Below are 21,534 nucleotides of genomic sequence, written 5' to 3' on the forward strand. Positions count from 1 at the left end.
AAAATTTGTCCTCCTATGTATTATACATATGTATTAATATATCATATTTTTTAATATAAAACAACTAAAGAATCGGTGATATCAGTCTTGCGAACGCTTCTTTAATTTTTATTAGTAAACTTCTTTGTTGATACTTAGAAAATGATATCAGGGTAGATTTTTCTATATCATTTAAGAATATGTTTCTAAACTCTTTTGTGGTTTTATCGTCATACATAAATGCATTTAGTTCAAAGTTAAGTTTGAAACTTCTATAATCGAAGTTTGCACTACCTAGACTAGATACTTCATCGTCGATAATAATCATTTTAGTATGAATAAATCCATTTTCGTAGATATAAGTTTTCGCACCTAATTCTGCAAGCTCACCAATAAATGAGTATGTAGCCCAATAAACGAAAATGTGGTCAGGTTTATTAGGTACCATAATTCTAACATCAATTCCAGATAATATTGCCATCTTTAATGCATCCATAACACTCTCATCGGGAATGAAGTAGGGTGATTGGATATAGATATATTTTTTTGCTTTTGAAATCATATATAGATAACTATATTTAATTTTTTGAAGCTTATTATCAGGACCACTAGAAACTAACTGAATAGGTAGATAGTTATCCACTGCTGTAGCAACGTGCTCAGCTGTTAATTTAAGTTGATCGGTTTTTTTAGTTGTCTGTGAATTCCAATCATCTATAAAACGATATTCTAAAGCACCTACCGCTTCTCCTTCGATTCTAAGGTGAGTATCTCGCCAATAACCAAATTTCTTATCTAAGCCTAAGTATTCATCACCAACATTGAATCCACCCGTATAACCGATATTACCATCGATTGTAACTATTTTGCGGTGGTTTCTATAGTTCATACGGAAATTAATAAGTGGAAACTTAGATTTGAAGAATCTTTTTATTTTAGCATTGTTTTTAGTTAGTTGCCTCAATGAAGAAATACTCAGTTTTCTTGAACCAATATCATCATAAAGAATGTATACATCGACACCTTCTAAAAGTTTTTGTTCTAAGAGACTGAAAAGCTGTTTTCCAATACCATCCTTCTTTAAAATATAATACTGTATATGTATATAACTTTTGGCATTTCTTATGTCCTCAAAAAGTAATCTAAATTTTTCTTTTCCATCTGTAATAATTTTTATTTTATTGTTTTTAGACAAGAACGATTTATCAGTTTCAAAATTTAGTTCGATTAAATTCCTATGTTTATGAATTACATGTTCATTTATTGTAATTTCATAAGGGACAGTTCTTTTTAATAAGTTTTGTTGATATCTTACTTTTTCATCGTCTGAACAAGGGAAGATTTTCTCTCTATATATAGGTCTACCGAATATTAAGTATAAAATAAAACCTAGATAGGGTATTAAAAATAATACTAAAATCCAAGCCCAAGATGATGTTGTTGTCTGATATTCTAAAAATACTATTGAGAATGCCAATAAAGTATTAATAATTAAGAAAATTGTTAGCACAATATCAAAATTTATATCATTAAAAATAGACGTTATATAATAAAAAATACTAGAAATATTAATATTTGATAATTGTAAATTTATATGATTCATAATATAACACTCCTAACTTAATAGTACCTTAAAACATAATAAATGTCTATTAATAATATTTACATAATTGGTAGACTTTCTGAAACGTTTAGAATTAAATTAGCACTAAAATAAAAAATAGATTATTTTTGGTCATATATTAAACTCTAAACGCATAAAATAATTTATTAATTTTTGTGTTATGAGTTGAATTTTTATGAATTTATATTATAATGGAATAGAGAACAAAAAAGGAGAATGTTATGCCTAATAATATTTTAGAAGAATTAAAAACAAAATTTGAAGATTTTGCAAGCGAGTTAGAAAATATTGAACCTGAAAAAGTTGATTTAACTCAAATTGACAGATTAATTGCATTAGTAGAAGAATTAGATAACGAAATTAAAACTATAAAATAATAGTAGAATTGGATAAGCTGAAGTGGGAGTGTTTTGCTTTTACTCAGCTTATCTTTATGAATGAGGACACGATGAAAAATAAAAACAAAAAAAGATTAAACGTCTTACTTACAATAAAAAAAATTGGTATTAATGGTGAGGGGATAGGATATTATAAAAAGAAAATTACTTTTGTAAAAGGTGCTTTACCTGATGAGGTGATTGTTTGTGAAATAGTTGAGGAAACGCCAAAATACATTATTGGGAAACTTGTTAAAGTAAAAGAACCAAGTCCACACAGAGTTGAAATTAAACGAGAGTATGCTGAAAGTGGAGCATACGGTTTAGCTCATGTTAGCTATGAAAAACAATTAGAATATAAACGCACAATTTTATTAGATGCATTTGATAAGTATTATAGACTACCAAAACCTGATAAATTAGTTTTAAAAACATTAGCGAGTCCCGTAACAGAGGGGTATCGTAATAAAAACCAATTTCCACTAGCTGTTAGAAATGGACGAGTTATTGCTGGTCTATATAAAGAAGGTTCTAATGATTTAGTTGAAATTAATGAAGATTTAGCATTACATGAGAATGGTAATAAAATAACAAACTTAGCTAAGAAATTACTAGGAAAATATAAAGTAGAGATTTCTACAAACAAAAAGAATTACGGTGTTAAATATATTGCTACAAGAACTTCATTCTATAATGGAGATGTTCAAGTAACATTTGTAGCGAATACTGATAAGATTAAAAATATGGATAAGGTCGTTAATGAACTTAAACGTGAAAGAATTGTTAAAAGTATCATACTAAATATCACTAATGATAAAGATCACCTGGTAATGGGAACAGAAAGTGTTACATTATATGGTTCAGACTATATTATTGAAAAAATAGGGGATATAAAATATGAACTTTCAGCTAAATCTTTCTTCCAATTAAATCCGCCGGCAACTAAAAAACTTTATGATAAAGTAGTAGAATTCGCTGCACTGAAAGAAACAGATGTTGTATTAGATGCGTTTTGTGGAGTTGGAACAATTGGACAATATGTTAGCCGTAACTGTAAAGAAGTATATGGTGTAGATATTATTCCAGCTGCGATTGAAGATGCTAATGACAATGTGAAACTAAACAACTTAACAAACTGTACTTATGTTGCAGGAGATGCTAATAAAATAGTTCCACGTTGGAAGAAAAAAGGAATCAACTTCGATGTTGCAATAGTAGACCCACCACGTGTAGGTCTTGGACCGCTAGCTAAGAACTTATTAGCTGTTGATGCTAAGAAGATTGTCTATGTAAGTTGTAATCCATCTACATTAGCACGTGACTTAAAAGTTTTAACAAGAAAATATAAAATTAGACGTATTCAACCAGTAGACATGTTCCCAGGAACAGCAGCGGTTGAAGCAGTAGTAGAATTAGTTAGAAAATAATTTCTAGGGGAAATTAAAATGGATAGTTTTGAACAATTGAAACAAGAAATAATGGCTGATAGTGATAATAAGAAATATACTGATGAAGGAATAGAACCGTTATTTTCTACGCCAAGCACAGCTAAAATATTAATCATAGGTCAAGCTCCTGGTATTAAAGCTCAAGAAAGTAAGATTTTCTTCAATGATAAAAGTGGGGTTAAACTTCGTGAGTGGATGGGAATAGATGATGAAATATTTTATAAATCTGGTTTAATAGGTGTAGTTCCAATGGATTTCTATTATCCAGGTAAAGGTAAGAGTGGGGATTTACCACCTCGAAAAAACTTTGCCCAAAAATGGCATTCAAAAGTTTTAGAACTCATGCCTAATCTAGAGCTTATTGTTCTCGTGGGAAAATATGCACAAGATTATTACTTGGGAAATGATAAAAAACAGAATCTAACGGAAACTGTATATAATTATAAACAGTACTTGCCACGCTATTTTCCAATTGTTCACCCTTCACCATTGAATTTCCGTTGGCATAATAAAAATCCATGGTTTATTGAAGAAGTAGTGCCAGAATTACAAAAAAGGGTGAAGGAAATACTAGAAAGACAACTTTGAAAAGAGTTGTTTTTTTAGTTACTGCAGAATTTTAGTTACCAAATATGTAACATTTGGGGAAATATTTAATGATATTAGTACAAAATAATACAATTTTGTAATCTTTCTAAATGAATACTTCTTTTTATTATATAATAATCTTAAAAAATACTATTATTATTATCTAGGAGAAAATGTATGGAGAAAAAACAATATTATTCTATAAGAAAGCATAAAAAAGGTGCGGTGTCAGTATTACTTTTCACAGCTTTATTTGCAGTTGTGGGTGCTGGTAGTGAAGTTAGTGCTGCTGATAGTAATACTTCAGCTGCAGATATAAGCGGTGGAGCAACAAATCCACATGTCAGTCACAAGGAAAAAGAAGATGAACAGCCATTAATAAGTGATAAAACAAAAAAAATAGTAACAGATAAAGCTTATAATGAGTCAGGAAAATTATTAAAAAACTTATGGAATGAGAATAAGGATAAGGTTAAGGATGATGATAAGAAAAATCTATTGGCTAGAAAAGTAGGTGGTTCTGCTTTAAAAGCAGGGGCTGGAGCAGCGATAACTGTAGCTACTGAGGCAGTAAAGGAGAAAATAATATCTGATTCAGATTCTAGTTCAGAAAAGTTTGTAAAAGGTGTTGCAGTAGACCTTGAAAGAGATATGGCTATAAAGGCGATTACTGAAGGAAAAAAAATTAATAAGGATATGGTTATAGCTAATGTCATTAATAATAGTTCTAAGGTATTAAAGGATGAAGTCTGGAAGCATTTTGATAAAATAGGTAATGTTGAGGGAAGAAAAATATTTTTGACTGAAAAAGAGATAAATAATATTCCTAAGTATAAAAAACAATTCGAAGGATTAGATATTTTAAGGAATGGAATAAATTCAGGTTTAGAAATAGGAAAAGGATTAGGAGCACTTAATCCAGTTACTGCAAGTGCACAGAAAGCTTATGCTGATATTAATGTATCTTTAGGAAAAACTGCGATTACAGCTATTGATCGCGGATTTGACTACATGTTTGATATGGTTAATAAATCAAGAATTGAAGCTCAAAATAATAATAGGGATTTAATAATTGATGATCAAGAAAAATCTAAGTTAGAAATAGAAAATGAAAAAGTATTTTCTAAGAAACCAATAAAAGCTTGGGAGCATGGCTCTAAGGAAGGTCTAGTTTTTGAAATTGAAAAAGAACTGGGTGATTTTAAAGAAGCTCAAGTTAATGGAGTTCCATTAGATTCATCTAATTATAATCTAAGTAAGGGAAGTACAATTGTAAATCTTAAACCAGAATACCTTGATAAATTACATGAAGGTAGATATACTTTGGGTGCAATCTTTAAGAAAAATGGTGGAGATGACTATGTAACTACTACTTTTGATATCAAGAGAAAAGGTGATACTAATAAAATATCTGAAAAAGATGGAATATATATAGTACAAGATTTAAAAGATTTAACAGAAAACAACAAAACTGATATTACAGATACAGAAGTTAAAAATGAAGTGAGTCTAGTTATTGATACTTCTTTAAGTATGATTAATGTCTTAGATCAAGTAAAAGAGATGGCTAAGAAAACTGTAGAGAGTATACTGAAAAATTCAAATACAAAGATTAATCTTGTTGGTTTTTCAGGTGGTGCGGGTCTTGTTGTAGAATCGACTAATGATAAACAAAAGTTATTTGAGGGTATTGATAGCTTAATTCCATTTATTGGTACTAATTTCTATTCTGCGTTAGAAGTGGCTAATGAGAGTTTTATAACTAATGCACCAAATAAATCAATAATATTCATGACAGATGGAATTCCAGGTGCTGGTAAACAAGAAGATGATGACAACTTATTTAATGAGAAAGAACATGGAGAATCAGCACGATATGCTAATGCAGCAGTACATTTGAAAGAAAGCTTTAAAGGTAAGTACGATATATATCCAATTGGTTTCATAAATTTTGGAGAAGAATATAAAAAAGAAAAAGAATTCGTCAAGCGTCTTCTAGAGAAGTTAGCGACTAAAAAAGTATATATGTCAGATAATATAGATGAATTAAATAAAGTGTTTGAGAATGTATCGAAAGATGTGATTAAAAAATTTGATTTCGAATTAGGACATAAATTAATTGCTAAAACTCCAGAAAAATTAGTATATAAACTTACTGAAACAGTACTTAATCCTAATGAAAGTGATTTAACAAAAATTCAGACAGAGTTAAAATTATTGAATCAAGGTAAGGTTATTGCTCCAACTTCAGTTCAAACAATAGATGTAATATCTAAACAAGGTAGAGCTGTATTTGAGTGGTTAATTGAACTTAACAGAAAAGACTTTAAAGAAACTGATAAACTTAATTTTGAAGTTATTACTAGTACTTCTGAGAAATTAAAAGCAGCTAAGAAAGCATATTTTAATATAGATAATAAAGTCACTAAGTATGAAGTAGACAGAAGTAAGATAGAAGAAATTATTAAAGATGAGATTGAAAAAGGCAAAGTTAACGTTAGGGAAATTTTATTAAAAGAATTAGAGAATGTAGTAAAATCTGAACCTACTGAAAGTAAAAAAGGTGAGTCATTAATTCAACCAGAAAATCCAAAATATGAGATTCCAACTGATAAGAATATTGAAGAACATAAAGTGGGTACAATAGCTAAAGAAAATACACATAAAGAGAATCTGCCACCTAAAGAAAATACAGTAACTTTTAAATCTAATGAAAAAGAAAATGTGAAAGCACCTGTATTATTAGATTCAAAAGAAAATAAAGTTATTGCAAAAGAAACTAAAACATTACCTAATACAGGTACACCATCACAGTCTACTACAATAATCGGATTAATTAGTGCAGCAGTTGCATTAAGATTAAGAAAAAAAGCTGAATAATACGTAAAAAGAGAACTCGGCGTAGTTCTCTTTTTATATATCTATTATTTCAAATCTAGTTTGCTCACCGTAATATATAAGCAGTGAAGCTAGTATTGATTTCAATTGTTCTAAATTATCTGTTTTTAAGTTAATTTCTGCCTTACCAGAGATTACATTAAAAGCAGCACCGCTTTTTACAGAGATTATCTCTATATTTTTATATTTTGCAGTTTTTCTAACAAATTCACCAGTGATAACTGTTGTATCTATGGCTTCATGAGGTTCAGCTCCGTGTCCACCTTTACCAAAAATATTAACTAAATATGTATGCATATCTATTGTTCCTCCTTAAGATTTTTTATTACATTAGCGGAATCAAATGCTAGTGTTAGGAATATTGAAGCTGTTTGTTTCATAACTTCTTCTTCAAAATCAAAATTTGGATGATGGTGTGGATACTTAGCGAATGTAGAATTACCGGCACCAATTAGGAAAAAAGCACCAGGTACTTCTTCAACGTAATAAGCAAAATCTTCACCGATCATTAACGGTTCAATTTCCACTTGTTTAATTTCAGGAAGAATCTTAGAAGTTGCTTTTTGTATTTCTACTGTTCCTTTATTATGATTAATAAGAGGTGGATAGCCACCGTAATATATAAACTCTATATTAGTTTCAGAATACTCATTTTCTAGAGCTTTGCATAGGTTTTGAAGTTTAGCCAGTACCATTTTATGAAGTTCTTTATTGAAATGTCTAATAGTTCCAGTGATACTTGCTTCTTTAACAGAACTTTCAAGTTTTCCCAAAGTGATAACTAGTGTTTCTCTTGGCTTAGAAAATCGTGAAACTATTTGTTGAGTCATACTAACAAATTCAGCAGCAATAATATTTGCATTTTCCTTAGTGTTGATTATTACTTCGAATCTATCGGCAGCCGCACACAGCTCACTATAACTATATCCTAATGTTCCGAGTGGAAGTGGTGTCCAAAGATGAGCTCCAAATATTGCATCAACACCTTGTAAGCAACCAGCATCTATCATAGGTTTTGCTCCACCTGGAGCTTGTTCTTCACCGTATTGGAAAACTGCAACAACATCGTGTGGAAGATTTTCTTGATGATCCATTAGAACCTTACACGTTGCAAGTAATGCTGTAGTGTGTCCATCATGTCCACAAGCATGCATTGCATTAGGAATAGTAGATTTGTAAGGAGTATCCTTTGCATCATTAATAGGTAGAGCGTCAAAGTCTGCTCGAAAAGCGATTGTTTTTGAAGAATCTTGTCCTTTAATTCTTGCAACTACACCATTTAACCCGACGTTTGTTTTAATATCAGTAATACCAATTTTTTCTAAATATTCTTTAATGAATCTCGCTGTATTTATTTCATTAAATGAAACTTCAGGATGCATATGCATATATCGACGAAGTTCAATCATTTCTGGATAAAATTTTTCAAGTTCATTTTGTATAATTTGTTCAATCATAAAAACCTCCAGATTACTTTTTTTAATTATAAATACAATTATAGCATAAATATTTTAATAAATAGAGAATTATTAAAGAAAATGTTTTCAATTGTTTTTTATTTTTGATATAATATGGGTAAATAGACACTAGTAAAACTCAATTCGGGGGTGGGAGCATGGATACATTAGATTAATAGAGAGATTTTGTTAAAAAGGAGTTAATGTATGCAAATATTAAACATTAAAAATATAGAGTTTGAAAAACAAGGGAAGATATTATTTAAATTAGACAAATTGAGTATAAATACTGGTGATGTTATTGGTTTAATAGGGAAAAATGGTTCAGGGAAGACAACCCTGTTAAAATATATTGATGATTTAGTTAAAGACAAGAATAATACTTCATCAGAGTTTTTAGAATTTGGAGAAAATTCTCTTCTTAAAAAAAGTGGAGGAGAAGTTGTTGTAAACAAGATTAGAGGTAGTTTATTGTCGAATGTGGAGCTATATTTACTAGATGAACCATCGACTTACTTAGATTATAATAATGCTAATAAAATAGCTAATCTTATAAAAAGAACTCCAGCGACTTTTTGTATAGCAAGTCATGATAGAAATTTTCTAAATAATGTTTGTACTAAGTTATGGATAATTGAAAATAATACTGTGAGAGAATTTAATGGGAATTATCATGAGTACAAGTTTCAAGAAGAAATTGAAACTACTGAGTATGAAGCTGAACTACAAAAGTACAATAAAGAGACTAAGAAGATAAAGAAAAGCATCCAAGAGATGAAGGAGGAACAGGGGAAAAAATCTGGGAAGCCAAAGAATATGAGTGGATCAGATTATAGAATTATAAGTGTAAAAAATAAAATTTCAAAAAACGAAAAGAGATTACAGAAAAAAATATCAAGACAAGAAGATAAGTTGCAGGCTAATATTAAACCTAAGCCGTTAAAAGATAAGTATGATATTGAATTCTTAGAGATATTTAAGGAAACTCATAACAAGAGTTTTTGTATTGATGCGAAAAGCTGTGAAATAGATGATAAAATTCTTTGGAAATCACCTGGTTTTACTTTTGCTAGTGGAGATAAGATTTTAATTAAAGGAAAAAATGGTTCTGGGAAAACTACTTTTCTAAAATATGTAAAAAAGTCTATTCCTTGTTCTTTGCAAGTAGCGTATTTTGAACAAAATAACTTCGATATTTTTAAAGAAGAAAAAACATTGTTTGAATTTGTGAAAGAATCTACTACACTAGATGATATAGAACTTAGAAATATACTAGCTTTACTAAATTTTAGAGGTGATGATATCAATAAGAAGACTTCAGTTTTAAGTAAAGGGGAGAAAGTTAAACTTTATTTCGTAAGTTTACTTTTTAGAAAAACAGATGTACTGTTATTAGATGAGATAACTAACTTCTTAGATGTTGTTGCGATAGAAGCGATAGAGAAGATATTAAAGAAATATCCTGGTATACTAATTATGGTAAGTCATGATATGGAATTTATCGATAATGTTGCAACTAAGGTTATTAACATCACGAATAAAGAAGTTTTAAAATTTGAGTAAATTAGAAGTTAATAATACATTTAGGAGAAAAAATTATGATAAAAATTGTTATAGCTGCATTCTTAATATTAGGTTTTGTCTCGGCTGCAGTTGCAAGTGCAAGATGGAAAGAAAAGGATAAGGATGAATAAATTTAGTAAATAAGCCGTTGATTAGTTACTAATTAGAATAGTTATTGACAGGACTAATTCAAAAGTACAAAGCAAAGGACATAAATAATCGCCTAAGTCCTTAACAATCGCCTAAAAGTATGCTATAATTAGGCGAAATAAAAAGGAGATAGGCGAATGAGAATATTTAATTATGAAAATTTAGAAAGTAATAAGTGGGATAGTGAGATCATAAATCTTCTTTCACAAATTCATGAACATAGGGGAAAACAAGAACTTTTTTTGACACGTAAACCTGCTGTTTTAGATAAATTAGTAGAGATTGCTAAAATTCAAAGTGTAGAGGATTCTAATAGAATAGAAGGAATTGTTACTACAGCAGTTAGAATAAAAGAGTTGGTGAATCAAAAAACAACTCCTAGAAATAGGGATGAGGAAGAAATTCTTGGGTATAGAGATGTATTAAATATAATTCATGAAAGTTATGAGTATATTCCAATTAACAGTAATTATATTTTGCAACTTCATAGACATTTATATAAGTATAGTGAAAAAGGAATCGGTGGTCGATACAAAAACACACAAAATTCTATTATAGAAAAAGATATAAATGGTAATGTTATTGAAAAGTTTAAGCCTTTATCCCCATATGAAACTCCAGGTGCAATTGAGCAAATCTGCGATGAATTGAACAGGGCTTTTGATAAGAATGAAGTAAATTCATTACTTTTAATTCCAATTTTTATCCATGATTTTCTTTGTATTCATCCTTTCAATGATGGAAATGGAAGGATGAGTCGTTTATTAACAACTCTTTTACTTTATAGACAAGGATATGTAATTGGGAAATATATTAGTTTAGAAAGTAAGATAGAAAAAAGTAAAGACAGTTATTATGTTGCTTTAGAAAAAAGTGGGATAGGTTGGCATGAAAACAGAGAAGATTCTGTACCATTTATAAAATATATTCTCAGAACGATATTAGCTGCGTATATTGATTTTGAAGAGAGAGTTGATTATGTAGATGAAAAGGTTCCTACAATTGAGCTTGTGAGAAATGCAGTTGATAGTAAATTAGGTAAATTTACTAAAAGCGATATGATGGAATTAGTTCCAAGTGTAGGTAAAGCTACAATTGAAAATATGCTTAAGCAATTGACTGAGGAAGGATACATTGAAAGACATGGTAGAGGAAGAGCAACTTTCTATGTGAAGAAGTAATAACTCCTTAAAATAGTGATAACTTGAGGGAAAATACTAAAATTAAAGGATGAGGATTTGCCTAAGCGGTTAAAAAAGCAAAGAATATAAGTAATCACCTAAATTTCTAATAATCACCTAAAAGTACGCTATAATTAGGTGAAACATAAAGAATTTAATTCAAAACTTTAAAATAAAAAAAATTTATAATAGAACGTATAAATACGCTTATTGATGTCAACTATCTTTTATAAAGGCTTTTAAGATTCATAACAGATTTTGCTGGCGTGACTCTAAAAATTGTTTTCTCCGAAATTACGATTTTTGAGTCACTCCTTATTTTTATTTGAACTGGAATTTACTATAGGAATTTACAGGGATATTTGTTAGCTCTAATAATCCATTATGCATTTGACAAATCTCTTATTATGGTATATAATATTGATAATTTGAATAACACATCTTTAATGTGATCCAGAGAGGTCAGCAAAGATTTATTAATTGGAAAACCAAGTTTATTTATGCTGTCCTGCTCAATAGAGTAGGCTATTTTTTTGAGGTGAAGTATGAAAAAACGAATTCTTTTCGACGAAACAATGATTTCAAGAATGATTACTAGAATTGCTAATGAAATTATCGAACAAAATAAATTAGATGATATAGTTTTAGTAGGTATTCAAACTAGAGGGATTCATATCGCCAAAAGATTGAAACAAAAAATCAAAGAAATTGAAAATACTAATATTCCAGTAGAAACACTTGATATAAAATTTTATCGTGATGATTTAGAAAAAATAAGTGAAGAACCTGAAATAAAAGTTTCACGTTTTAAACTTGATTTGACAAACAAAGTTGTAATTATTGTAGATGATGTTCTTTATACAGGAAGAACCGTAAGAGCAGCGATAGATGCTATTATGGATGCTAGCCGTCCAAAAGCAATTCGTCTTGCGATTCTTGTAGACAGAGGACATAGAGAGCTGCCAATTAGAGCAGATCATATTGGAAAAAATATTCCTACTTCAAGAAAAGAAAATGTAAAAGTTCATTTAAATGAAGTAGATGATGTTGAAGAAATATTATTAATTTAAATATAAAATCTTTTTAAGGTAGTCCAGAGAGGCTAACAAGGGATTGAATTTAAAGTTTATACTTTATTTGAGTATAGCTATATTTAGGTATAACTATGCCCAGATAATAACTTGAATTTAATAGTTGATGAACAGTCATACCTTGTAGCCAGCTGGATACAAGGTATTTTTTTATACAAAATGGAGGAAGTACTATGAGAAATATAGTAAAAATGTCGGATTTAACAAATGAAGAAGTTTATCAACTGATAGAAAGAGCTTTAGAGTTGAAAAATGGTAAGCAAGTAGAGCCAAGAGAAGACTTATATGTAGCGAACTTATTCTTTGAAAACTCAACTAGAACGAAACATAGTTTTGAGGTAGCTGAGCACAAACATAGATTAAATGTTATAAACTTCGAGGCTGCAACATCATCAGTAAATAAAGGCGAAACATTATACGATACTTGTAAAACGTTAGAAATGTTAGGGTGCAACATGTTGGTTATTAGACATGGCCAAGACGCGTACTACAATGAACTGACTAACTTAAATATTCCGATTTTAAGCGGAGGAGATGGTAGTGGAGAACACCCAAGTCAATGTTTGCTTGATTTAATGACAATGTACGAGAAGTTCGGAACGTTTGAAAATCTTAATGTAATCATTGCAGGAGATATTAAAAATTCTCGAGTAGCAAGAAGTAATTACAATATGCTCACGAGATTAGGAGCAAGAGTAAGATTTGTTTGTCCAGATATTTTCAAAGACGAGACACTTGGAGAAGTAGTAGACTTTGATAAAGTAGTTGGAGAAGTTGATGTTTGTATGTTGCTAAGAGTTCAACATGAAAGACATGATTCTAAGATGGGACTAAGTAAAGATGAATACCATAATAACTTTGGATTAACTAAAGAGCGCTATGAAAGATTAAAAGAATCTGCAATAGTGATGCATCCAGCACCTGTTAATAGAGATATGGAAATAGCTTCGAAACTAGTGGAAGCACCTAAATCAGTAATCTTTGAACAGATGAAAAACGGAATGTTCATGAGACAGGCAATGATAGAAAAAATAATTAAAGATAATAACTTATAAAGAGGAGAAGCATATGTTACTTTTAAAAAACGGTAAAATTTTAGAAAATGGTGTATTGGTAGAAAGAGATATTTTAGTTGAAGATAAAAAAATCGTAAAAATCTCTGAGAACATCGAAGAAAGTGGAGCTAAGGTACTAGACTTAGAAGGGAAATTTATTTCACCAGGATTTATAGATGTTCACGTACACTGGAGAGAACCAGGATTTGAATACAAAGAAAACATTTATCATGCTTCAAGAGCAGCAGCTCGTGGTGGATTTACTACAGCAATGCCAATGCCAAATTTAAATCCAGTACCAGATAACTATGAGAACCTAAAATTACAACTAGATATTATCGAACGTGATTCAGTAATTAGAGCTATACCATTTGGAGCTATAACAAAAGGTGAAGAAGGAAAAGAATATGCTGATTTTGAAGAATTAGCTGAGCATGTGTTTGCCTTTAGTGATGACGGTAGAGGAGTACAGGATGCTAACATGATGTATGAATCAATGATGGTTGCTGCTAAATTAAATAAAGCAATCGTAGCTCACTGTGAAGATAACTCATTAATCCGCGGTGGATGTATGCACTGTGGACGTAGAAGTCGTGAATTAGACTTGCCAGGAATTCCTTCTGTATGTGAAAGTGTTCAGATTGCACGTGATGTTCTTTTAGCCGAAGCAGCAGGATGTCATTATCACGTTTGTCACGTATCTACTAAAGAATCAGTTAGGGTAGTAAGAGAAGCGAAGGCAGCAGGAATTAAAGTAACTTGTGAAGTGTGTCCTCACCACCTAATAAGTGATGAAATGGATATCCCAGAAGATAACGGAATGTGGAAGATGAATCCACCGCTAAGAGCACGTGAAGATAGAAATGCACTTATCGCAGGTTTATTAGATGGAACAATTGATGTAATAGCAACAGACCACGCTCCACATGCTACTCATGAGAAAGACTTATCGATGAGAAAAGCTGCATTTGGAATTGTTGGAAGTGAAACAGCATTCAGCCAACTTTATACGAAGTTTGTAAAAACAGGAGTATTCTCACTAGACTTACTAGTTAAATTGATGACTGAAAAAGTCGCAGATACTTTCGATTTACCATATGGACGTTTAGAAGAAGGTGGTTTTGCAGATTTAGTAGTAATTGACTTAGAAAAATCACTGAAAATTGATCCAGAAAAATTCTTATCTAAAGGTAGAAATACACCGTACGTAGGAGAAGAAATTTATGGAATACCAGTATTAACACTATGTGAAGGTCAAGTTGCATACAAAGATAGTGAAGTATTTGAAGTTTAAAAAATAAAAAACTTAGAAAGAGAGAACAAAGATGTACAGTTACGATAGACAACTAATTTTAGAAGATGGAACAGTATATAAAGGATATGGATTCGGTGCTAACAAAGCACTAGCAGGAGAGGTAGTATTTAACACAGGTATGACGGGTTATCAAGAAACACTTTCTGATCCATCATACAATGGACAAATAGTAACATTCACTTATCCATTAATCGGAAACTACGGAATCAACAGAGATGACTTTGAAACAATTAATCCTAGTATTAAAGGACTTATCGTTAGGGAAGTTTGTAAAAAACCTTCTAACTTTAGAACAGAATACAGTTTAGATGAGGTATTAAAAGAGCTTAACATTCCAGGGATTTCAGGAATTGATACACGTAGTTTAACAAGAAAAATAAGAGAACACGGTACAATCAAAGGAATAATTACTGACCTTTGCATGGATCCGGAAGAACAATTAGAAAATCTTAGAAAAACTGACTTACCAACGAACCAAATTGAACAAGTTTCAACTCAAAAAGCTTTCTTATCTTCAGGAAATGGATATAGAGTAGTACTAGTAGACTTCGGTATGAAATCAGGAATACTTAGAGAATTAAATGAACGTAATTGTGATATCGTTGTAGTTCCTCATAATGTAACAGCTGCAGAAATTTTCAGACTTAATCCAGATGGAATTATGTTAAGTAATGGACCTGGAGATCCAGAAGATGTACCAGAAACAATTGAGATGCTTAAAGAAGTTATGCCGAAAATACCAGTTTTTGGAATTTGTATGGGACACCAACTTATTGCATTAGCATCAGGAGCGAAAACATACAAACTTAAATTTGGTCACCGTGGAGCTAACCACCCAGTTAAAAACTTAATAACTGGAAAAGTTGATATTACTTCACAAAACCATGGTTTCAGTGTTGATATCGAATCATTAAAAGATACAGATTTAGAGCTTACACACTTATCAGTAAATGATAAAACATGTGAAGGGGTACGTCACAAAAAATACCCAGTATTTTCAGTACAATATCACCCAGAAGCATCACCAGGACCACACGATCCTAACTACTTATTCGATCAGTTTATAGATTATATGAGAGAATTTAAAGAAAACAAATAGGAAATAACCTGAGAAATTATAGAGTATCGATGCAAAATTAAGGAGAATAAAAATGCCAAAACGTAATGATATAAAAACAATACTAGTAATAGGATCTGGACCAATTACAATAGGTCAAGCAGCAGAGTTTGACTATGCTGGGACTCAAGCGTGTCTGTCTTTAAGAGAAGAAGGGTATGAAGTTATCTTAGTTAACTCTAACCCAGCGACAATAATGACTGATAAAGAAATTGCAGATAAAGTTTATATGGAACCCTTAACTCTTGAGTTTGTAAGTAAAATTATCAGAAAAGAAAGACCTGATGCATTACTTCCAACATTAGGAGGACAAGTGGGGCTTAACCTTGCGGTAGAGCTGCACAAAAGTGGAATCTTAGATAAATACGGAGTTGAATTACTAGGAACGAAATTAAGTTCAATCGAACAAGCAGAGGATAGAGAATTATTCCGTAACTTAATGAATGAACTAAACGAACCAGTTCCAGAATCAGCAATTATTACAAATTTAGACGAAGCTAGGGATTTCGTTGCTGAAATAGGTTATCCAGTAATCGTTCGTCCTGCCTTCACTATGGGAGGAACAGGTGGTGGTATCTGTTACGATGAGAAAGATTTAGAAGAAATCGTAAGTAGTGGATTACACTATTCACCAGTTACTCAATGTTTATTAGAAAAATCTATCGCAGGATTTAAAGAAATTGAATACGAAGTAATGCGTGACTCTAATGATACAGCGATTGTTGTATGTAACATGGAAAACATTGACCCTGTTGGGATTCACACGGGAGACTCAGTAGTAGTAGCACCTTCTCAAACATTAACAGATAGAGAATATCACATGCTACGTAATGTATCATTAAAAATTATTAGAGCTTTAAAAATTGAAGGTGGATGTAACGTACAACTTGCACTTGATCCAAATTCATTCAAATACTATATTATCGAAGTTAACCCAAGGGTATCACGTTCATCAGCTTTAGCATCAAAAGCTACAGGATATCCGATTGCGAAAATTGCAGCGAAAATTGCTGTAGGATTAACTCTTGATGAAATTATAAACCCAGTTACACAAAACTCATATGCTTGTTTCGAACCAACGCTTGACTATGTAGTAAGTAAAATTCCACGTTTCCCATTTGATAAATTTGAAAATGCAGATAGAAAACTAGGAACGCAAATGAAAGCCACTGGTGAAGTAATGGCGATGGGTAGAACTTATGAAGAAAGTTTACTAAAAGCTATCCGTTCATTAGAATATGGAGTACACCATCTAGGACTACCTAATGGAGATGATTTCACATTAGAAGAAATTATTGACAAGATTAAACAAGCTGGAGATGAAAGATTATTCTTTATTGGAGAAGCTTTAAGACGCGGACAAAGCACAAAAGATATTCACGATATTACAAAAATTGACATGTTCTTCCTAGAGAAAATGCAAAATATCATTGATATCGAACATGAGTTAAAAGACAATGTTGGAAATGTAGATTTACTAGAATATGCTAAAAAATATGGATTCTCGGATAAGGTAATTGCCCACAGATGGGGAATGACAGAAGATGATATCTATAACCTTCGTCAAGAAAATAAAATAACTCCAGTATTCAAAATGGTTGATACATGTGCAGCTGAGTTCGTTTCAGAAACACCATACTTCTACTCAAGTTATGAACAAGAGGAAGAATCAATCGTTAGCGATAAGAAAAAAATTGTTGTACTAGGATCTGGTCCTATTAGAATCGGACAAGGTGTAGAGTTCGACTATGCTACGGTTCATGCAGTAATGGCGATTAAAGATGCAGGTTATGAGGCAATCATTGTTAATAACAACCCAGAAACAGTTTCTACAGACTTTACAATCTCTGATAAACTGTACTTCGAACCATTAACTGAAGAAGATGTGATGGCGATAATTAATCATGAAAATCCATTAGGAGTTGTAGTGCAATTCGGTGGACAAACAGCGATTAACCTAGCAGCTAAATTAGAAAAACATGGTGTGAAAATTCTAGGTACTGCTTTAGAAGAAATCGATAACGCAGAAGATAGAGATAAATTTGAAGAATTATTACATAAACTAGACATTCCACAACCACTTGGAAAAACTGCATTTGATGTAGAAACAGCAGTTAAAAATGCAGAAGAAATTGGATACCCTGTATTAGTAAGACCATCATACGTACTAGGTGGACGAGCTATGGAAATAGTATATGAGGAATCTGAATTACGTCGTTATATGAAGACAGCTGTAAAACTTACACCAGAACACCCAGTATTAACTGACAGATATTTAGTAGGTCGTGAGATAGAAGTAGATGCTATCAGTGATGGAGAAACAGTAATTATTCCAGGTATTATGGAGCATATCGAAAGAGCAGGGGTTCACTCAGGTGACTCAATAGCAGTATATCCACCTCAAACACTGACAGAAGGTGAAAAAGCTAAGTTAATAGAATATACAATTAAATTAGCAAAAGGATTAAATATAGTTGGATTATTAAATATTCAATATGTAATAAGTAAAGGTGAAGTATTCGTACTAGAAGTTAATCCACGAAGCTCAAGAACTGTACCATTCTTAAGTAAAATCACAGGAGTTCCAATGGCGAAACTTGCTGCTGGAGCTATCATTGGAGAAACTCTAAAATCTAAAGGATATGAAACAGGATTATTACCAGAAGCACAGAATGTGTACACTAAAGTACCGGTATTTAGTTTCCAAAAACTAAAAGATGTCGATACTACTCTTGGACCTGAGATGAAATCAACTGGAGAAGTAATGGGAAGTGATAGAACTCTAGAAAAATCACTTTACAAAGGACTTCTTGCAGCAGGAATCAAGGTAAGTGATCAAGGAAATATCTTATTCACAATTAGTGATGATGATAAAGAAGAAGCATTAAATATAGCAAAACGATTCTTCGACTTAGGATACAACTTATTAGCTACAGAAGGAACAGCTAAGTACCTAGATGAACACGGATTAAGAGTTACTCCAGTAGGAAAAATTAATCAAAGTGATTACAGTGTACTTGATGCTATATATAATGGAGATGTGGATGTAGTAGTAAATACTACTTCAAAAGATAAAGATGTAACAAAAGACGGATTCAAGATTCGCCGTGTAGCGAGTGAACAAGAGGTTGTATGTTTAACATCATTAGATACAGCAGATGCGCTACTAAAAGTACTAGAATCAATCTCATTTGATATATTACCACTATAAAAAAAATGATGAAGAAGGGGAAATTTTTTCCCTTCTTCTTACAGAAGGAGCATTTGGATGGATACTTATTTAGCAACAGTAATCAGTAATGAACAAGTAGCAGATAAAATATTTAGAATCGAACTACAAGGAGATGTAGTTAAAGAAATGAATACACCAGGACAATTCGTAAATATTAAAGTAAGTAACAGCTATGAGTTTTTATTAAGAAGACCAATTTCAATTTGTGAAATTAATAAAGAAAAAAATACATTTGTGATGGTCTACAGAGCAGATGGAGCAGGTACTAAAAAGATCTCAGAATTAGAAGCAGGTAATTTAGTAGACGTATTAGGACCATTAGGAAAAGGATATGATGTTTATACGCTAGAAGAAGGGCAAACTGCATTGCTAGTAGGTGGAGGAATTGGAGTTCCACCATTATATGAATTAGCAAAGCAATTTAGAAAACAAGGGGTAAACACTGTACATATTTTAGGTTTTAATAATGTGAAAGATGTGTTTTATGAAGAAAAATTTGCAGAGCTTGGTACAACTTATGTTGCTACAGCTGATGGAAGTTATGGAGAAAAAGGTTTTGTTACTGATGTTATAAAAAATTATGAAGTTGACTATGATAAGTATTATAGTTGTGGTCCATTTGCTATGTTAAAAGCATTAACTAAGATGGATGAAGAAAAGATGGGCTATATTTCTTTAGAAGAAAGAATGGCTTGTGGAGTAGGTGCATGCTATGCATGTGTTTGTGAAAAAATCGATGGTTCAATCTCACGTGTATGTTATGATGGACCTGTATACGATTCGAAAGAAATAGCATTATAGGAGGAATTTATGAGCGAAAGATTACGAGTAAAATTACCAGGATTAGATTTAAAGAATCCTGTAATGCCTGCATCAGGGTGCTTTGCATTTGGTTTAGAATATGCTAATTTTTATGATTTAAGTAAGCTTGGTGCGATTATGATTAAGGCAGCTACTAAAGAGCCGCGTTTTGGAAATCCTACACCACGCGTTGCTGAAACTTCTAGTGGGATGCTAAATGCCATAGGATTACAAAATCCAGGAGTTCATGAAATAATGGAAACAAAACTTAAAGAATTAGAAAAGTATGATGTTCCTATTATTGCTAATGTGGCAGGAAGTGAAATAGATGATTATGTCTATGTAGCAGAGCATATAAGTAAAGCACCGAATGTTCATGCATTAGAGTTAAATATATCTTGTCCTAATGTAAAACATGGTGGGATTCAATTTGGAACGGATCCAGAAACAGCCAAAAACTTAACTAGAAAAGTTAAAGAAGTATCTAGTGTACCTGTTTATGTGAAACTTTCACCTAATGTTACTAATATTGTAGCCATGGCAAAAGCTGTCGAAGAAGGTGGAGCTGATGGTATTACAATGATAAATACTTTAGTAGGTGTAAGGCTAGATAAAAAGACTGGAAAACCAATTATAGCGAATGTAACTGGAGGATTATCAGGGCCTGCGGTTAAACCTGTAGCTATAAGAATGGTTTATCAGGTGAGCCAAGTTGTAAACATTCCTATTATAGGTATGGGAGGAATTATGGATGAGTGGGATGTGATCGACTTTATCTCAGCTGGAGCGAGTGCGGTAGCAGTAGGTACAGCGAATTTTGCAGATCCATATGCTTGTCCAAAAATTATCGGTAAGTTAGAAGAGGCCCTTGATGAACTAGGTGTAGAACATATACTAGAACTTCGTGGTCGTGCATATAAATAAAAAGGAGAAATATTATGAATAAAGATGTAATAATAGCGTTAGATTTTCCAACTTTGGAAGATACATTAAGTTTTTTAGAAAAGTTTGGTGAAGAAAAATTATTTGTAAAAGTAGGGATGGAATTATACCTACAAAATGGACCTGTTGTTATTGAAAAAATTAAAGAATTAGGACATAAGATATTCTTAGATCTTAAGTTACATGATATTCCTAATACAGTTTATGGTGCGACAAAAGGATTAGCAAAATTCAAAGTTGATATTCTTACAGTACATGCTGCAGGAGGTTATGAAATGCTAAAAGCAGCAAAAAGAGGAATGGTTGAAGGTGGTAGTGTAGATACTAATGTAATAGCGATAACACAATTAACTTCGACATCAGAAGAAGCGATGAAAGAAGAGCAGTTAATATCTGTATCTCTAGAAGAGAGTGTAATTAATTATGCTAAACTAGCTAAAAAAGCAGGACTTGATGGAGTAGTTTCATCAGTTTGGGAAGCAAGATTAATTAGAGAAAACTGTGGAGATGATTTCTTAAAAGTAACTCCAGGAATAAGATTAGAAACAGATGAAGTAGGAGATCAAAAACGTGTAGCGACTCCAGCTGTTGCTAATGAAGAAGGAAGTACACATATCGTGGTTGGACGTTCTATAACTAAATCAGAAAATCCACTTGAAGTTTATAAACTTATTAAAAATCAATTCGTAAAATAATATTAGATATACAGCTAACAT

The 21,534-nt window shown here is 31.6% G+C and carries 17 protein-coding genes; 14 read left to right on the forward strand and 3 right to left on the reverse strand.

Going from position 1 to position 21,534, the window contains the following annotated elements:
- Positions 1-64: 64 nt before the first annotated feature.
- A complete protein-coding gene (gene cls / locus HMPREF3186_RS04525) occupies positions 65-1,582 on the reverse strand; it encodes a cardiolipin synthase (protein WP_060914123.1) in 1,518 nt (505 codons plus the stop codon).
- A 242-nt stretch (positions 1,583-1,824) separates the two neighbouring features.
- Here cls and HMPREF3186_RS09160 point away from each other — a divergent pair, with 242 nt between their 5' ends.
- The 4 genes from HMPREF3186_RS09160 (at position 1,825) to HMPREF3186_RS09165 (ending at position 6,896) form a co-directional block, all read left to right on the forward strand.
- Positions 1,825-1,980: an SE1561 family protein gene (locus tag HMPREF3186_RS09160; RefSeq protein WP_003144715.1), complete on the forward strand. Its 156-nt coding sequence runs from the start codon at positions 1,825-1,827 to the stop codon at positions 1,978-1,980.
- A 71-nt stretch (positions 1,981-2,051) separates the two neighbouring features.
- Positions 2,052-3,407: a 23S rRNA (uracil(1939)-C(5))-methyltransferase RlmD gene (gene rlmD, locus HMPREF3186_RS04535; protein ID WP_060914124.1), complete on the forward strand. Its 1,356-nt coding sequence runs from the start codon at positions 2,052-2,054 to the stop codon at positions 3,405-3,407.
- Positions 3,408-3,425: 18 nt separating this feature from the next.
- Positions 3,426-4,016 carry a uracil-DNA glycosylase family protein gene (locus HMPREF3186_RS04540; protein ID WP_060914125.1) on the forward strand — a complete coding sequence of 197 codons (591 nt, stop codon included), beginning with the start codon at positions 3,426-3,428 and terminating at the stop codon, positions 4,014-4,016.
- A gap of 177 nt (positions 4,017-4,193) precedes the next feature.
- The gene (locus tag HMPREF3186_RS09165; protein ID WP_060914126.1) at positions 4,194-6,896 is read left to right on the forward strand and encodes a VWA domain-containing protein; all 2,703 of its coding nucleotides are present in this window, start codon (positions 4,194-4,196) and stop codon (positions 6,894-6,896) included.
- A 33-nt stretch (positions 6,897-6,929) separates the two neighbouring features.
- Here HMPREF3186_RS09165 and HMPREF3186_RS04550 read toward each other — a convergent pair whose 3' ends face one another.
- Positions 6,930-7,211, reverse strand: coding sequence for a peptidase dimerization domain-containing protein (locus HMPREF3186_RS04550; protein WP_060914127.1), 282 nt, complete (start codon positions 7,209-7,211; stop codon positions 6,930-6,932).
- Between the two features lie 2 nt (positions 7,212-7,213).
- Positions 7,214-8,371, reverse strand: coding sequence for a M20 metallopeptidase family protein (locus HMPREF3186_RS04555; protein WP_060914128.1), 1,158 nt, complete (start codon positions 8,369-8,371; stop codon positions 7,214-7,216).
- Positions 8,372-8,578: 207 nt separating this feature from the next.
- Between HMPREF3186_RS04555 and HMPREF3186_RS04560 the strand changes: the two genes are divergently transcribed.
- The 10 genes from HMPREF3186_RS04560 to pyrF all read left to right on the forward strand — a co-directional run bounded on the left by HMPREF3186_RS04560 (position 8,579) and on the right by pyrF (position 21,513).
- A complete protein-coding gene (locus HMPREF3186_RS04560) occupies positions 8,579-9,934 on the forward strand; it encodes an ATP-binding cassette domain-containing protein (RefSeq protein ID WP_060914129.1) in 1,356 nt (451 codons plus the stop codon).
- A 287-nt stretch (positions 9,935-10,221) separates the two neighbouring features.
- Positions 10,222-11,265, forward strand: a complete 1,044-nt coding sequence (locus tag HMPREF3186_RS04565) for a Fic family protein (protein WP_060914130.1) — start codon at positions 10,222-10,224, stop codon at positions 11,263-11,265.
- 545 nt (positions 11,266-11,810) lie between these two features.
- Positions 11,811-12,335 (forward strand): bifunctional pyr operon transcriptional regulator/uracil phosphoribosyltransferase PyrR, encoded by a 525-nt coding sequence (gene pyrR / locus HMPREF3186_RS04570; RefSeq protein ID WP_004264393.1) that lies wholly within the window; start codon positions 11,811-11,813, stop codon positions 12,333-12,335.
- Between the two features lie 194 nt (positions 12,336-12,529).
- Positions 12,530-13,411: an aspartate carbamoyltransferase catalytic subunit gene (locus tag HMPREF3186_RS04575; protein ID WP_060914131.1), complete on the forward strand. Its 882-nt coding sequence runs from the start codon at positions 12,530-12,532 to the stop codon at positions 13,409-13,411.
- Positions 13,412-13,424: 13 nt separating this feature from the next.
- Positions 13,425-14,705, forward strand: coding sequence for a dihydroorotase (locus HMPREF3186_RS04580; protein WP_060914132.1), 1,281 nt, complete (start codon positions 13,425-13,427; stop codon positions 14,703-14,705).
- Positions 14,706-14,736: 31 nt separating this feature from the next.
- Entirely contained in the window at positions 14,737-15,825 is a 1,089-nt protein-coding gene (gene carA, locus HMPREF3186_RS04585; protein WP_003144720.1) for a glutamine-hydrolyzing carbamoyl-phosphate synthase small subunit, read from the forward strand.
- A gap of 52 nt (positions 15,826-15,877) precedes the next feature.
- Positions 15,878-19,054 carry a carbamoyl-phosphate synthase large subunit gene (gene carB / locus HMPREF3186_RS04590; protein WP_060914133.1) on the forward strand — a complete coding sequence of 1,059 codons (3,177 nt, stop codon included), beginning with the start codon at positions 15,878-15,880 and terminating at the stop codon, positions 19,052-19,054.
- Between the two features lie 57 nt (positions 19,055-19,111).
- Complete coding sequence (locus HMPREF3186_RS04595; protein WP_060914134.1) at positions 19,112-19,876, forward strand: dihydroorotate dehydrogenase electron transfer subunit; 765 nt, start codon at positions 19,112-19,114, stop codon at positions 19,874-19,876.
- A 9-nt stretch (positions 19,877-19,885) separates the two neighbouring features.
- Positions 19,886-20,800: a dihydroorotate dehydrogenase gene (locus HMPREF3186_RS04600; protein WP_060914135.1), complete on the forward strand. Its 915-nt coding sequence runs from the start codon at positions 19,886-19,888 to the stop codon at positions 20,798-20,800.
- A gap of 14 nt (positions 20,801-20,814) precedes the next feature.
- A complete protein-coding gene (pyrF, locus tag HMPREF3186_RS04605) occupies positions 20,815-21,513 on the forward strand; it encodes an orotidine-5'-phosphate decarboxylase (protein ID WP_060914136.1) in 699 nt (232 codons plus the stop codon).
- Positions 21,514-21,534 lie beyond the last annotated feature (21 nt).

The sequence above is a fragment of the Gemella haemolysans genome (genome assembly GCF_001553035.1).
Taxonomy (GTDB): domain Bacteria; phylum Bacillota; class Bacilli; order Staphylococcales; family Gemellaceae; genus Gemella; species Gemella haemolysans_B.